The sequence below is a fragment of the Litchfieldia sinesaloumensis genome, assembly GCF_900156865.1.
Taxonomy (GTDB): Bacteria; Bacillota; Bacilli; order Bacillales; family Bacillaceae_L; genus Ferdinandcohnia; species Ferdinandcohnia sinesaloumensis.
In genome coordinates this window covers 3,215,348-3,231,082 of the sequence record NZ_LT732529.1, presented here as the reverse complement: position 1 = coordinate 3,231,082, position 15,735 = coordinate 3,215,348, and the positions used below count along the sequence as shown (strand labels likewise).

Sequence of the window (15,735 nt, the reverse complement as noted above, 5' to 3'; positions counted from 1 at the left end):
TTGTAAAAATCCCCCACTTACGCATCACTTCCCCGAAAAAGAACCGCCCAAACCATGCGCAAACCGAAACACACACCTCCTCCAATCCCACCTAAGAAAAAAGAACTACCCCCACATGAAAAAATTGTCGAAAATCAACTTCTTTTGCAATATTATGTTAATATTATACTAGTTTCTCAGTTTAATTCCTGGCTGAATCCCTTAATAAAGGACTTTAAGCCTAAGATAGAGTATATATCCCAAAATGATAAAGGGTAAAGAAATTGCGGGGGAAGAATCATGCAAGCAACCACTGTTAGTAACTATTACGAGCTGCTTGAGGTCAGTCAAACAGCGACAGAGCAAGAGATAAAGAGAGCGTATTTTAAGAAAATCCGTCAATTCCCAAATGAAACACATCCTGAGGAATTCCAACAGATTGCGAAGGCATACAAGGTTTTGAGTGATGCCAATGCAAAGTCAAACTATGACCGTGAAATCATGGACAATGGTGCATATTCAAGGTTAATGCAAGTAGCGCTAGATAGTATGGGGAATGAGAATTACAATAGTGCCCTATACACATTAGAAGAGATGTTGAAGCAGTACCCGAATGACCAACGAGTTCGGAAGAATATGGCGTTGTGTTATCTGAATCTAGATCGGTATGAAGAATCAAAGAGAATTCTATACATTCTAGAAAGTGAAAATCCGAATGATGCGGATACAATCTATTTACTTGCACAAGTTTTCCAAGGCCAAAAGTTATATCAGCAAGCATCTAGTTATTATGAAAGGCTGATAGTATTAGAGCCAGGCGAGTCTAACTATTACCTACGCCTTTCAAATATCTATTTAAATATGGAAAATTATGACCGGGCTTGTCGTGTTTTAGAGGAAAAATTAAATCAAGGGAAAGAGTCGGTACATGATTATCCGTTACTAGAAGAGTTATATTTCATTACGATGATTGCGGACAATCAAAGCTATCACAACAAGGTCATCTATCGAATTAAAAAATTATATTCGAATAGTGCTGAAAAGAGACAATTAGTAAATATGATGATTGACTTGGTGAACGATCTCTCAAATGAAAACAATGCCTATAAAGAGCTAGTTAAAATGGTGAGGGATATCAACAATAATGAGTTTTATGAAGTAAATGACTGGCTACGTAGTGCTGAATCCCGGATTCGTCAGGACCTCATCTACTACGGTGATCCAATGCCTACAAATCAGAACACATCAACTCAATCTCACACTACGACTTCACAGCCTGCTTATGAAGATGATGGTAGGGGTTCAGTAGGTTTCTCTATTCTTCTTGGAATCATTTTATCGTTTATTGCAACACCGATCGTTGGAATCATCGCTGGATTCGTCTGGTATTTTAAAGCAAGAGCCATTAAAAATTTACTCAGTGGTCTAGGATGTCTAGTGGCAATTATTTTAATAATAGGTTTTATCATCTCAAATTTATAGCTAGTAAAAAGAAGCAGTGGATTCCACTGCTTCTTACTTATAGGAGGATCTTGAAATGGGATTTTGGAATAAAGTTGGCAAAGTGGTAGGGACGGTCATTGACCATGCACCTGAAGTGTTAAATGCATTACAGCAAGAGGCAGCAAAGAAGCAAGCTAACTTACATAAAGAGGCAGGTAGAAGACTGAAGGAACATGAACGAAAAGTAGCCCAGGCTGAAAAATCAAACCGGATGAGTGACCCTCAATTTGCTAGAAAGGTTAAAGAAGAAAGGGAGAAACTAGATAACTACTATCAACGTAGCTCTCAATCTACAAACATCAGTGGTGAAATTACGTATGGGGGACTTACCGTATCGCAGTGGAATCGAAAGTGGATTCAATTAGGAGTGCTTAGTTCGCTAACGTTACAAGACTTAAGCCCATATAACAAACACATCGGCCTCTATAAAGCTGAACTAAATGGGCAGGTCGTGTATTTAGGTAGGGCGATTGAATATAATAACGGTGGGTTTCGAAAAAGGTTAAGAGATTATGTGCGAAATAGTGATAGTGCGCGTACGCATGGATCAGGTCAGAAAATGAACGAAAACAGAGACCGCGTTCGAATCTCCATCTTAATCGTCGGGGATTCAGCAGACGACGTCGACACGGTAAAGGCACTTGAACCCGCCATGATTAGCCACTTACATGTAAAATGGAACGTACAACATAATCGATAAAGCAACCCCTCGGTCACGAGAGGTTCTCAACACAAAGGTCACTCATCATAATCATGAGTGACCCTTCCTAGAAACTAAAAACTATTCCACCGCATCACCATCAACCAAATAGTCTTTCAATGCTAGCTGCAGGGTGCCTTTGGATTCTGCGATATCAGCAAAACTGATGTTCAGTGCAATCATTTTTTTTACAATTTCAGCGCGGATGCCAGTCAACACTGTTTGGCAGCCCATCATCTTAATACCCTCAATTAGCTTCATGAAGCGGAAAATCACTTCATCTTCCATGAACGCAACGCCTGATAAATCCATAATCAACGTACGAATCTGCTCATTTTCAATACTGGCCAAAATTTTATCTTCGATTGTCACAATACGAATCGTATCAATCCCACCAATCAACGGGATGATGTGCGTATCTTGATTAATTGGAATGATTGGTACAGATAGATTTTCAACAAGCTGGCGTTGTGATTCCAAGAGCTCGTCCTTGTACCTTGAATAGCTGATGAAAAAGTGCGTTAAGAAATAATCCAACAACATGTTAACCTTTTTTTCAAGCGCAAAAAAGTCGTCACGGTTGGATTCTATGTTTAATAATAGGTCGTAATTGTATAAGAAGTCCCAGAGGGTTCGGCGAATGGCTTGGACCCACTCGAGCTTAAATGCGACTGTTAGCGAATTTTTGGCCCAGGCAATTCCTTCTTGCTTTGCAAATGTAATCAATTCATGCTCGCGCTCTTCAACAACATAGAGTACAAGTTTGTGAGCATTATCAAGGAGGCTGATGTTTCCAATTTTATGTATATCCTTGATTTTGTCCTTTACGTTTGTGGCTTCTTCAAGTAGTTTTTCTTCAAAATATGCCTTGTTTTCAAGAAAAAACTCATTAATCGAATCTTTATATACAACGTCCAACTTCCGAACACCTCGATTTATCGTTTTGTGGTTCCTTGGCAGTCTAATGGTAAAGGTTGTTCCAACATTTAGTTCGCTATCAACGGAAATATCCCCACCGTGCTGGTACACGACTGAGAACACTTGGGCAAGCCCCATTCCTGTTCCGGCGTCCTTAGTAGAAAAAAATGGAGTCCCCAATAGTTTCATTTTTTCCTTTGGAATACCGACGCCCGTATCCTTAATCGTGACAATTACCTCTTTTTCATTCGCTTGATGGATAACGGTGATCGTTCCCGTTCCGTCAATAGATTCAATTGCATTTTTGATGATATTAAAAAAGGCTTTCTTGAATTGATTTTTCTTCCCGACAATCGCTGCGTCTGCATCTTGGAAATCTGTTTCAAGCTCAATCACATACAATTTATCTAAAAATAGGTTTAAAATTGATTCCAACTCTGTCGCGAGGTGGATCGTCTGGACCGTCTCATCCTCAAGGTCAGGCTTAGACACCTGTAGAAGATTGTTCAGGGTCACCAAAGCATTATCGAGTTCACCTTGCGCTATGTCAATGTAATGATGTTCCTCCTCTTGCTGAAGAAGTTGTAAAAACCCCTTTACAGCCGTTAACGGGTTGCGTACCTCATGAGCAATACCCGCAGCAATTTGGCCAACCGAAGCTAATTGACTTAAATGTGTATCCCTCCTTTGCTCTTCATTTTTCAATTCATCTAAAACCATAAAGCGAAAGCCCCCATCTCTTAACCTATTTATCTTCTTTTATATCATTTCGATTTTACAGAATATACATATAATACCGCAATGAATATGGGTGGAAAACAGTTCCATATCATGTAAAATACTACAAAAGTTGTATACAAAAGTAAGAGGGTGGCTCGGATGTTGTCGAAATACAGGGGAAGGAATTGGGAAAAAGGTACTTAAAATTTTAGTGTTCTATTGCAAATAAATCACTTCTCATTCCTGCGATGGATAGTCTATAAGCCCTATCTAGAGGGTAGTTCTAATTATTAAACCATAGAAAAAGCAGTGTATTTATATATTTGCACTGCTACTTCTTTATGTATATTTCACTTTTTTAATGTATTGATAGGCCTTAGAAATTTTTTGGAATTCATTTGGATAGTTCTCATTCGTGTATTTGCGAATCAATTTCGTATACGCCAATCTTAACTCTTCTAGACTTGCTGAATCATCAAGATTGAATAAAATGAAATACGGTTGTAAATCAACTGAATTCGGATCCTGATGTCCTACATTAGACTTGCTATAAATCATAAGATTATTGATATCGTACACACCATTCAGTATTCCACCTTGAATCGATGCGCCGAATGAAATAGCATCATCTGGCTGGACAATCATCGAGATTTGTCTGTCTGTCTTTATTTCGATGAATTCTTTTATCATAGGAATATTTGTTGATTGTCCTACAAAAAGAATATCGTCTAAATCTTCTAGTTGCAATTTACTATCCAATATAATCTGCTGAGTCTCTTGAAACAATTGATTTAGTTCAGTCTTAATAAGAGCTAGTAAAGTCTTTCGTGAAAAGTCTAAATTTATAGATAGCATCCGATTGTTGTGAATAGCTATAAATGGAATCGAAATTTGAATGTCCTTATCGAAAATCAAAGATTCCAATATATCTTCCACTTCTATTCTAATTCTTGCTATTCTTATTGTTTGGTCTTGTTGATTACCAATTGTCTGTATGTCGGCTCCTGTCTCTGCTTTAAAATTATCAAATATCCACTTAATAACCTTTTCAATAACCTTTGCTCTACTAATGATAGAATTTTTACAATGAGTTTTTAAGTTTATGACCCCATTGTCTATAGTTGCAATCGAAAGATAGATACAGTCTTCTTCAAAATGATAAACCATAACATTTCGTTGATCATTTGACTTGTTCAGCCCATAACTTAGTAGTGCCGCATGTGTTTCTTCGATTAATCCAATCTTATGCAAACCGGCTAATTCACCTGCCAGTTTAATAGCCTCTTTTTGAGAACTAGAAAAATAGTCAGGAACAGTAATAATAGCACTTTCAACCGTTTCTCCTAGTATTTCCTCGGCACACGTTTTGGCATATCTCAACAAATGAGCAGCAATTTCATATGTATGATATTTGTTTCCATCAATCGTACAAGTTGTTTCTTTATCAAGTATATTTCGAATTTCGCTAATGGTTTGCTCTTGAAATCCTGCCCACGTAACTTTAACAACTGTCCCAATCAGTATTTCACCAGTGAGACTAATACGAAAGAGAGCTGGAATATGTCCATCTCCATTTAAATCATGGATAATGGTAGGTTCGCCATTTTTTAAGTAAGAGACTGTTATATAGCTTTGTCCAAAATCAATTCCGATGGTTGCCATAAATACCTCCTATTTGGACTAATAGTATAAAGTAAAACGTTAGTTAATGAAATAACACATTATTTGTTTTACAAACCTTCTATTATCTAACTCTTGTTCCATTAAAATGATAGCAAAACAGCATGAACCTAACAATCCTAACATAGAATTAATATAGTCATTTAGTAGGAAGGATTTTCCAAAACTAAGTAGAAGTAATAGTAAAGTTTACAATGATGAAAAGAGGTTCGACCTATGTCGTTAATAGATACGGAAAGAAACATAATTGAGAAATTTCCTCGTATATTTGAAGATAACCCTGAAAAAGTCAAACAGGTTCAAAATGTGGCAGATGCATTAAAAGAGTTAATCGAACTTTGTGGGGATGATCCTACTCGTGACGGGCTCAAGGAAACGCCACAGCGTGTCGTAAAAGCATTTCTCGAGTATACAGAAGGCTACCGAGAGGAACCTAAGGACCATCTGAAAAAGGTGTTCGACGTAGCTCACCGTGAGCTTGTACTCGTAAAAAATATCGAATTTCATTCGATGTGCGAGCATCATTTTGCACCTTTTTTCGGTGTCGCGCATGTTGGCTACATACCAGATAAAAAAGTAACCGGACTTTCCAAGATTGGAAGAATGGTAGAAGGCTATGCGAAGCGATTCCAAGTTCAAGAGACATTAACAAACCAAATTGCCGATGCAATTGAAGAAATCCTCGAGCCCCAAGGCACGATGGTTGTCATCGAGGCAAAGCATATGTGTATGTGTGGGCGGGGTATTAAAAAAACAAATGCAGAAACGACAACGACAGCTGTAAGAGGCTTATACGAGCAACAATCCGACGCACGCCTCGAATTCCTAACACTACTAAATCGATAAGGGACAGGTCACGTCCAAAAACGAAAGGTGGGTGATATTGGTGAGACATGCGGTCATTACTGCGGGTACAAAAGGTTTGGGTAGAAAGGTAACAGAGGAGTTTTTAAAAATGGGTTGCTCCGTCACAGTAAATTATAGGAGTGACGAGACACGTGTCGAAGAATTAAAGAGAGAATGGCAGCCCTATTTAGAATGCCTTCAATTCGTTCAAGGTGACATTACCAAAAAAGAAGACATTACAAATATTTTCAACCAAGCAATGAACCGTTTTGGCCGGATCGACTATCTCATTAATAACGCGGGACCGTATATTTTTGAACGTAAGAAACTAGTAGACTATGAAGATCATGAATGGAACGAGATGATAGATGGCAATTTGAGTTCGGTGTTTCACTTTCTCAAACTAACAATACCAGTAATGCGAAAGCAACATTTTGGCAGGATTGTCACCTATGGCTTTCAGGATGCCGAAAGCTCACCTGGCTGGAAATATCGCTCAGCATTCAGTGCAGCAAAGGTCGGTCTCGTTTCCCTCACAAAATCAATTGCCCTCGAAGAAGCCGAACACGGAATTACTGCTAATATGGTGTGCCCTGGTGATATTGTCGGTGAGATGAAAGAGGCCACTATCGCAGCGGCTCGTACACGTGAAGACCACGAGACGCCAATCGGCCGCCCGGGAACAGGCGAGGATATTGCGAGAATCATTGCGTTTCTCTGTGAGGGCAACTCGGATTTTATTACAGGGAGCATCATCTCGGCATCGGGCGGAGTGAATGTAGTGAATAAGGTTGGAGCGAAGGACGAGGTCCATTCACTAAAACAATAGCCTATCTTTTCGGAGGAAGATAGGCTTACACGATACCGCTCTGTAGTAGTAATAGGCACAGTTATTTCTCTTTCCGTTTCCTTTTCATTTTGTATGAAACCAACGCTCTAATAAATAAAAACCCGAGGAAAATGATCTTAATTGCTTTAAACAATCCATTCTTATTTTTGTTCATGTGCAATAACCTCCACTACTATAATACCCTAATTATCGATAGAATAAATGAAAAAACCTAAAATACACATGGGTGTATTTTAGGCTATTTCACTGCAAAAGTTATGCAGATCTATTTCTTCTAATGTACACAAACAAGATAACTGAACCGAATAGTAGAGTTGCTAATCCAATCGCAAGCATATTGTAGAGCGGACTTGCTGTGTTAGGTAGTTTTGGTCCTGATTTTGTTTCAGTCTTTTCAGGTGTTACCTTTTGTTCATTCTTAGCAGGCTCTTCTATTTTAGGTTCTTCCGCTGGAGGTTCCTCTTCTGCAGGTGGCACCTCGTGCGGTGGTTCTACAATAGGCGGTTCCACGACCGGAGGCTCAACCACTTTTTCTTCAATGTTTGTAATCTGGATTGTATTAACCTTCTTTTCACCAGTTCCACTCAACACATAAACAGTGTAAACCCCATTTTCAGTCACTTCAAATACAGGATTAGATAATGAAATTTCGTTGCCTTCATTTTCAAAATCCTCAACCTCTAATTCACCTGGAAGCCACTTCATTTCAGAAATCTCTTCATGGTTTGTAGCCACAGCAACCGTTACTGGACCTTCTGTAGATTCAGTTGGTGTAGCAGTTAATTCAATCTCTAATTCTGGAAGTTCTGGAGGTAACAACGAAAATAAGGCTTGATCCGCTAAAGAAGCCAGTACCTTTTGCCCCTTAATTGTAGGGTGTACATCGTTTGGTAGAATATAATCAACTTGCTTCCCATTATAAGCTGAATAAGCGTCTACTAGAATTGTTCCAGGAGCATCTGTTGCAATGGGATGGATAACATTTTCATTCACGCCTAGAATAATCTTTTCTCCCATCAAATGTAAACCTGGGAAAACCTGATCCATATGTGAACCAAATGGGTTATACGTATTATAGAAGAGAATAGGTGCATCTTGGTTGACTCCTCGAATAGCACCCATAATTTGTGCTAGATTACTATACAACTGAATAGAAGCTGCTTCAATCTTTTCTGTGATCTCAGCTATTTTTTCATCTGTTAATGGTTCAGGATTATTAAGGAGATTATTTATATCCGCAGCTTTAAGTAGGTCGTTGTTTCCTATGTTTAGCGTAATAACATCAGCCTCAGTAATTGCAGGTAAATATACCGGATTGGTTTTAATCTGTCCTAACAAATCACCTGAGGTCCATCCTGGAAAACTTAAGTTCGTAACATCAAAAGCTCCATCTAATATGTAATTCGGAAATGCATGTTTCGATGGTTTTGATTTGTCTGGCTCATCCTCACCGTAGAGATTCCAACCAAAAGTGATTGAATCTCCAAGTGCTACTAGAGAGGGCTTGTCCTCAGCTGTTTCTTCAGCGAAGACAAACGGAGCTAGTACAGTTTGAAACAATAAAGCGAGTACAAACAAAATGCTAAATCTTTTCTTTTTAAAAAAGTGCATCTAACGTCCTCCTTCTTTGGTAATAGATTCATAACCTCCTATATTATATTTTTAATTTTCAGAACTATCAATGTAAACCATTCGCTAAATAGCGACAAATTGGGACATTATACCGGAATCAATGTCCAACAAGATACAACAATTTTAGTATTTTCAACCTCAAAATCTGAGTTAAAAACAGGAAAATTTTTATATTATTTTCCATTTATGTACTATATAATAACCTCAATGATTTCTATATAACTATAGTTACTCTGATATGAGAAGAAACTAATCTTCGAGGTGCACAATGAAAATCGCCTTTTTTATTCTTGCAATAGCTCTATCAATCTATTGGGTCTACTTAAAAAAAGAAGAGGAAGGCGAGGACGAGGGGATTGATCCCTCTGTACTCAAACATTTCTTAAAGGCCCTTGGCTTTTGTTTAATGGTTTTCTCCTTCGGATGGATTATCTTTAAGGAAGGCTTGTTTTTGTGGTTAGCCCTTTATACGGGTATTCTCCTTGTACTATTGATCGGGTTACTTGAAAAAGCGCAAAGGACGAGAATTTGGATTGTTGGTTCTATCTTGTTGGTATTCCTATTTTGTGGGTACCGTGTCCCAACCCATCCCGGCGCTTTCTTGGATTGGGTGAGTGAGAATAAACAGCTGTACTGCCCGAGTACGTATGATTGTGTAAAAGTATCCACCTATGTCGATGAAAATGATCAATTGTTAACGAAGTCGGAAATTGTTCCAATAACGGATTCCTACACAAACTGGTACCTCATGTTCGCAACCGGATACTTTGCATACGAAGATAGTACTGGCAAAGAAGTGCACTATAAAGGAATCAACATAGCAGGTTGGTGGATTGAAACAACCGATTAAGATGAGGAAGGCGCGAGCCTTTCTTTTTTTATTCTTTAAAATCAGTCTATTTTCCTAGATTAGAATAGAAAATTCTGCCTATGACCCATGTCTTTAGACGCTAGTTAGCTTAATTATATTTTAGTATAGTATGAATACCCTGAATATTTTGTATCGTTTTGTGGTCGAAATTTTCAAGAAAGGGGACTATTTTTTCGAAAGTAGTAGATTATTAGACTTTAATGTAAAAGGGGAGGATGAAAATGGGCAAGAAAATTACGACATTATTACTAGTTTTGCTGCTCGCATTTAGTGGAAGCGCTTTTGCATTTACGGACTCCATTACGCCAAATCAGCTAGATGCGCAAAAGCCAACATTGGCGAACAAAGATCTTAAAGCAACAGGACTACATACGATTGAACCTAACGAAGAGGTTCGTGTTGTTGTTGAAATGGATGGGGATTCTCCAGTTGAAACAGCAACGAAAAAAGGAAAGAAGTACGATAAGCTTTCGAAAGGTGAACGAAAGCAATTAGAAAAGGCTGCGAAAAATAAGCAAAAAGCAGCAAAGGATAAAATCAAAGGTAAAAACGTCAAAATTAAGTATGAACAAGAATTTGATGCAATTGTGAACGGATTTAGCGCGAAAGTACAATACGGGGACATTGCAACAATTAAAGAAGTACCTGAGGTAAAAAATGTTTACATCGCTACGGAATATAAGATTCCGGATGAGGAAGTAGACATGAAATACAGTAAGGAACTCGTTCAGGCGCAACAAGTGTGGCGTGACTTTGGGTACGATGGTGAGGGAATGGTTGTTGGAATCATTGACTCTGGTATTGACCCGTCTCACAAAGACCTTGTTTTAACAGATAGCTCTGAAGCGAAATTATCACAAACAGATGTGAACGATGCCATTTCAGAATATGCTCTTCCAGGTAAGTTCTGGACTGAAAAGGTACCATATGGTTGGAACTACATGGATGGGAACGAAAATATCGTTGACACGAATGCTGATACTGGTATGCACGGTATGCACGTAGCAGGTACTGTTGCGGCAAACGGAGATGAAGCAAATGGCGGTATCGAAGGGGTAGCTCCAGAAGCACAACTACTCGCATTACGTGTATTTGGTGAAGAGGTAGCATCCACTTACGGTGATATTTATATTAAAGCGATTGACGATGCAATCAAGCTAGGTGCAGACGTTCTTAATATGAGCCTAGGTTCTCCGGCAGGATTTGTTGACGCTGAATCAGCTGAACAACAGGCGGTAAAACGTGCCGTAGATAATGGTGTGATCATGTCGATCTCAGCAGGTAACTCAAACCACTTTGGTGAAGGTTATTTCTATCCATATGCATCAAATCCAGACTACGGTGTTGTGGGATCGCCAAGTGTATCGAACGATTCGATTTCAGTTGCATCCTATGAAAATACGAACATGGATGTGGACGCAGTAAGTGTAGCAATAGACGGAAATGATGAAGGACAAGCAATGTTCTTATCAGCTGGGCAAACAGCTCCAGCAGTTGGGGAAAGCTATGAATTAGTCGAAGCTGGACTAGGTCATCCAGCTGATTTTGAAGGCAAAGACCTATCCGGTAAATACGCGCTAGTTCAACGTGGAGAAATTGGCTTTGTTGATAAAGCAATTAATGCGCAAGCTGCAGGGGCAGCAGGTGTTTTCATTTACAACAATGCAGATGGAACAGTCAATATGGCTTCTGATGCAGCTATCACGATTCCACATTTATTCATGTTGAAATCAGATGGAGATCGCTTTGCAGCGGCTCTAAAAAATGGACAAACAGTATCTGTCACATTTAGCGGAGACCTAATGACAGTTCCTAACAGCAATGCAGGCAAAATGAGTGACTTTACATCTTGGGGAATTACACCTAGCCTTGATTTCAAACCAGAAATCACAGCGCCAGGTGGACAAATCTATTCAACTCTTAATAATGACGAATACGGTGTGAAGAGTGGTACGTCAATGGCTGCTCCACATGTAGCGGGTGGATCAGCACTCGTCTTAGAACGAGTTGATACAGAATTTGGGTTTGAAGGCACAGACCGATCAAAGCTTGCTAAGAAATTCTTAATGAATACATCAAATCCTGTAGACTTTGATGGAGCACCAGTTTCTCCTCGTCGTCAAGGTGCTGGCTTAATGCAACTACACAGTGCATTAACAACGCCTGTAACAGTAACAGACGCAACAACAGGTGAAGCAAAAGTAGCGTTAAAAGAAGTAAAAGGCAATGAAGTGACATTTGAACTTACAGCTGAAAATCTTTCAGATGAGGCTGTAACATATGAAGTGAATGCAAGTGCTCAAACCGATTCTCCAGTTGACGGTGGTGGTGTATTTGTATCCGCACCAAACCTATTTGGCGCAATGGATTTAGGAGACATCACAACGGTTAACGGTCAGTCAACGAGCACGATTGAAGTACCTGCAAGTGGAAAAACAACTTTTGAAGTAAAAGTAGATGTGAGTGAGTGGGATGAGGACTTAACATCTTATTTCACAAACGGCTACTGGTTAGAAGGCTTTGTTAAATTAACCGATCCAACTGATGTAAATCCAGCATTAGTAGTACCGTATGTTGGTTTCAAAGGAGACTGGACAGCAGCACCAATCTTTGATGCTCCAGTTTGGGATCCAATGACATACTACGGAAATACAGGTGTATTGACTCACACAGGTGGAGGTAGCTACAACTTCCTAGGTGTGGACCAAGCAACGGGTGAGTTTGACCCTAATTTAATTGCCATCTCACCAAATGGTGATGGCACAAATGATAGTGCAACCTACCTGTTATCACTAATTCGTAACGCTGAAGACTTAAAATTAAGTGTTGTGAATGAAAAAGGTAAGCTGGTAAAAGAAATCGCTACAGAAGAATTTGTGCGTAAAAACTATTATGATGGTGGCCAAGGTACCATGTACTACCTCATCTCCGACTGGACATGGGATGGAACAATGCAAAATGGTAAGAAAGCTCCTGATGGACAATACTACCTCAAAGCAGAGGCAACTATTGACTTTGAAGGTGCTAAGGCCCAAACCTTAACATTCCCAGTGAAATTAGATGTAACAACACCTAAGCTAAAAACAAAATTAGAAAAAGACGGCAAGACAGTTGCTGTCGACCTTTCAGATAAAACGAGTGGTATTGCCTACTGGACGGTATTAGTTGACGGTGAGGTTGCTGTTGACGAACCGTATGTCAGCGGAGAAACTTCACACGTACTAGACCAACCAGTAACAAAAGACCAAACCGTAACAATCGTTGCAGTCGACAATGCTGGTAACGTCACAACGAACGACGTGAAAATTGGAAACAAAGGCAACAACGGTAACACAGGAAATAAGAAGTAATAAATTAATAAACGCTAATGACTAGCAATCTCTCATGGTTGCTAGTCTTTTAGTATTGCAATTATGTCGAAATAGGTCGAAAGTCTCTATTCAAATCATTAACACTTACTCTATAGTAAATATGGACCATTACATAAATCGTACGAAACGGCAAAATTATTGAAAGATAATGACGCAAAGCTAGAGGGGCTACGGTCGATTGGACTATGCTTGCCAGTTCCCGAATACGAAACCCGGCGATTTATGTTCTAACAATCAAAGGGGGAATTTCGATTGAAGAAATTCGTATACAAAGTAAAATACTATTGGCACAGCCTGCAATTCAAAAAGAATAAAGTTTTATTTGAGGATTGTCTTAGTGAGGATTTGAAAACAGATATAAAATCAAGAATGCAATACCATGAACGTGCTGCTATCAACTATATTGCCAAACGATAATTAAAATCTAATACTAACTCATTAAATGAAGTGGCTTCTTCTCAAGTAGTCACTTCTTTTTATTTTCCTTTAAAACCCATTTTGTGCTCTAAAAAGAATGAATTTATTACTTTAATGCTTGTCTAATTCTATAAAAAGAACTATACTTTTAATTAGTTGTTCTTAATTAGGAACAATATAGGAGGTCTTCTAATCTAGTACTCTAGATAAAGGTGTGATTAATGATATGAAAAATCCGATATTCAAATGGGTAGGGAATATTGCATTTGTGTTATTTGTAGTTCTATCTATCGCGATTATATTCTCGTTACTACTAACAAAAAATCAACAAAGTCAACCATCTATCTTTGGTTATAGTATAATGACTGTTTTATCCGGAAGCATGGAACCTTTACTTGAGCCTGGGGATATCATCTTTGTGGAAGAATTAGATCCAAATCAAGTACAAATGAACGATGTGATTACCTACAGAAATGGACAGCAAACATTTGTAACACATCGTGTAATCGATATAATCAGAACCGATGGACAATTATCCTTTCAAACGAAAGGAGATGCAAACAACGTAGAAGATCAAGAGTTGGTATCTCCTAATCAGGTGGTAGGGGCGTTAAAATTCCACATCCCGAAAGTTGGTCATATTGTAAATGAAATGAAGAATCCACTAGCAATTAGTATTGTTTTCGCCATAATGATTGCATTTTACTTGATTAAAAGAATAAGAGTGTTGTCTATGTCTAATCAAGAACAAAGCTGATTCAGATAGATATTTAAGGTTTTGATTTTTTGTCGTCAAAATATTCTTAATTAGGAACATCGAGTGCATTATAAAAGTTTTTTTAGCTTTAAGGGCTACTCTCTATGAAAATCGGTTGCATGACCCTTGAAGTTTAAAATAAAAAGATTTGGGAATTGGAGGTGAAACTAGCATAACCAAGAGTTTTTAGGTTCAAATGAGCAGTAAAAAATCAAATAGGGGTGGATATAGTGAAAAAAAATACAATCTTTATTCTAATCTCGGCACTAGTTCTTGTAACAGTTGCCACACTAATAGGAACAGTAGCGTACTTTTCAAAAGGCTTTACAAGCGATAATAATGTTGCGAAAGCTGCCGTATTTGATGTCGATGTCGTAGGAACAAATGGTGAAACGATTGCCGATGCTGAATTTAACCTAGATGAGGATCTTTATCCAGGAATGGAAACAAGGGAAGTCTACAACTTTGAGATTAATAGAAATAATACAGAGCTACCAGTTGAATATATGGTAAAACTATTACCGAGTGGGGACCTCTTCCCAGCAGATAAAAACTCGCCGGTCGTTCTAACATTAAAACGATTAGTTGAAGGTAATTGGGTAAATGTCAATTTTGAAACTACATTTAAACCTAAAAATGATGTGGAAAAGTTCAAGGTATTCGTGGATTGGGAACATAGTGAAAATGATATTGCCTTCCAAGGTAAGACGGGGAATATCAAACTAGAGGTAGTTGCTACTCAAGTAGATCCTGAGCCAGTGGTTGTAGATTTCGGTAGTGCTCATATCACACTTTATAAGGATTCTACTTCATCTAAGAATACAATTGATTTTGAAAACATTACGAATTTCGTATTGAAAAATAAGAAAACTGGAAAGGAATATACGGTTGGTTCAAGTCCGTGGAATCGCAAATATACCTTTGAGATGAAGGATATTCCTGTAGGTGAGTACACAGTTCACTTTGATATGCTAACAGGTATGAGTGTAAAGGAAATTCAACTTGGTGAATCCTATAAGGAAACGATTTACGATGCAGAAAGTAACCCATTGGTAATTACGAAAGATAAAAACGAATATGCGAAAATTGTGTTGAAGTCAGACTTGACTTTAAAAGAAATTAAACCTCTAGATGACTTGAAAATCCCATCAAATATAACTATTGATGAGTATAAAGAAGCACTACCAAAAAAGGCGACAATAGTAGATTCCACTAATCAAGAACATCTAGTGGATTTAAAATGGGACGTTAGACCATTTGTATTTGATGGTTGGAAAAAACCAGGAACCTACACGATAACAAGTGAATTTTTTGACCTGCCGGTAAATGTATCTAACTCAGAACCTTCAACGAGGTTAGAAGTAAAACTTAATGTGATATTTGAATAAATTAAGTGAATATTTACAAATGCAAAGAACCAGAGACGTATATATTTTCTGGTTCTTTTGTGTTGGTTTGAGGGATTAGTTTTTGACAGAACATCTAATGAAC

Annotated in this window: 12 protein-coding genes and 1 riboswitch; of the genes, 9 read left to right on the top strand and 3 right to left on the bottom strand. The window is 38.3% G+C overall.

What is annotated here, in order from left to right; genetic code table 11:
• The first annotated feature begins 279 nt into the window (after nucleotides 1-279).
• Together CZ490_RS15905 and CZ490_RS15900 are read left to right on the top strand one after the other, a co-directional pair.
• The gene (locus CZ490_RS15905; protein WP_077619815.1) at nucleotides 280-1,461 is read left to right on the top strand and encodes a J domain-containing protein; all 1,182 of its coding nucleotides are present in this window, start codon (nucleotides 280-282) and stop codon (nucleotides 1,459-1,461) included.
• 55 nt (nucleotides 1,462-1,516) lie between these two features.
• Nucleotides 1,517-2,182 (top strand): GIY-YIG nuclease family protein, encoded by a 666-nt coding sequence (locus CZ490_RS15900; RefSeq protein WP_077619814.1) that lies wholly within the window; start codon nucleotides 1,517-1,519, stop codon nucleotides 2,180-2,182.
• Between the two features lie 81 nt (nucleotides 2,183-2,263).
• On the opposite strand, the gene CZ490_RS15895 is transcribed toward CZ490_RS15900, so the two are convergent.
• Together CZ490_RS15895 and CZ490_RS15890 are read right to left on the bottom strand one after the other, a co-directional pair.
• Nucleotides 2,264-3,820 carry an ATP-binding protein gene (locus CZ490_RS15895; RefSeq protein WP_077619813.1) on the bottom strand — a complete coding sequence of 519 codons (1,557 nt, stop codon included), beginning with the start codon at nucleotides 3,818-3,820 and terminating at the stop codon, nucleotides 2,264-2,266.
• A 339-nt stretch (nucleotides 3,821-4,159) separates the two neighbouring features.
• Nucleotides 4,160-5,482, bottom strand: coding sequence for an Hsp70 family protein (locus tag CZ490_RS15890; RefSeq protein WP_077619812.1), 1,323 nt, complete (start codon nucleotides 5,480-5,482; stop codon nucleotides 4,160-4,162).
• 234 nt (nucleotides 5,483-5,716) lie between these two features.
• Here CZ490_RS15890 and folE point away from each other — a divergent pair, with 234 nt between their 5' ends.
• Together folE and CZ490_RS15880 are read left to right on the top strand one after the other, a co-directional pair.
• A complete protein-coding gene (gene folE, locus CZ490_RS15885; RefSeq protein ID WP_077619811.1) occupies nucleotides 5,717-6,346 on the top strand; it encodes a GTP cyclohydrolase I FolE in 630 nt (209 codons plus the stop codon).
• A gap of 40 nt (nucleotides 6,347-6,386) precedes the next feature.
• Nucleotides 6,387-7,175 (top strand): SDR family oxidoreductase, encoded by a 789-nt coding sequence (locus CZ490_RS15880; protein WP_077619810.1) that lies wholly within the window; start codon nucleotides 6,387-6,389, stop codon nucleotides 7,173-7,175.
• A gap of 276 nt (nucleotides 7,176-7,451) precedes the next feature.
• Here CZ490_RS15880 and CZ490_RS15875 read toward each other — a convergent pair whose 3' ends face one another.
• Entirely contained in the window at nucleotides 7,452-8,807 is a 1,356-nt protein-coding gene (locus CZ490_RS15875; protein WP_077619809.1) for an SGNH/GDSL hydrolase family protein, read from the bottom strand.
• Nucleotides 8,808-9,096: 289 nt separating this feature from the next.
• Here CZ490_RS15875 and CZ490_RS15870 point away from each other — a divergent pair, with 289 nt between their 5' ends.
• The 5 genes from CZ490_RS15870 to CZ490_RS15855 all read left to right on the top strand — a co-directional run bounded on the left by CZ490_RS15870 (nucleotide 9,097) and on the right by CZ490_RS15855 (nucleotide 15,632).
• Nucleotides 9,097-9,678 (top strand): hypothetical protein, encoded by a 582-nt coding sequence (locus CZ490_RS15870; RefSeq protein ID WP_077619808.1) that lies wholly within the window; start codon nucleotides 9,097-9,099, stop codon nucleotides 9,676-9,678.
• Nucleotides 9,679-9,920: 242 nt separating this feature from the next.
• Complete coding sequence (locus tag CZ490_RS15865; RefSeq protein ID WP_077619807.1) at nucleotides 9,921-13,049, top strand: S8 family serine peptidase; 3,129 nt, start codon at nucleotides 9,921-9,923, stop codon at nucleotides 13,047-13,049.
• A gap of 139 nt (nucleotides 13,050-13,188) precedes the next feature.
• Nucleotides 13,189-13,274, top strand: a riboswitch (cyclic di-GMP riboswitch).
• Between the two features lie 48 nt (nucleotides 13,275-13,322).
• On the top strand, nucleotides 13,323-13,487 hold the full coding sequence (locus CZ490_RS22390; RefSeq protein WP_159439973.1) for a hypothetical protein: 165 nt from the start codon (nucleotides 13,323-13,325) through the stop codon (nucleotides 13,485-13,487).
• A gap of 226 nt (nucleotides 13,488-13,713) precedes the next feature.
• Nucleotides 13,714-14,244: a signal peptidase I gene (locus CZ490_RS15860; RefSeq protein WP_142255394.1), complete on the top strand. Its 531-nt coding sequence runs from the start codon at nucleotides 13,714-13,716 to the stop codon at nucleotides 14,242-14,244.
• Between the two features lie 230 nt (nucleotides 14,245-14,474).
• A complete protein-coding gene (locus CZ490_RS15855; protein WP_077619805.1) occupies nucleotides 14,475-15,632 on the top strand; it encodes a hypothetical protein in 1,158 nt (385 codons plus the stop codon).
• The last annotated feature ends 103 nt before the right edge of the window (nucleotides 15,633-15,735 follow it).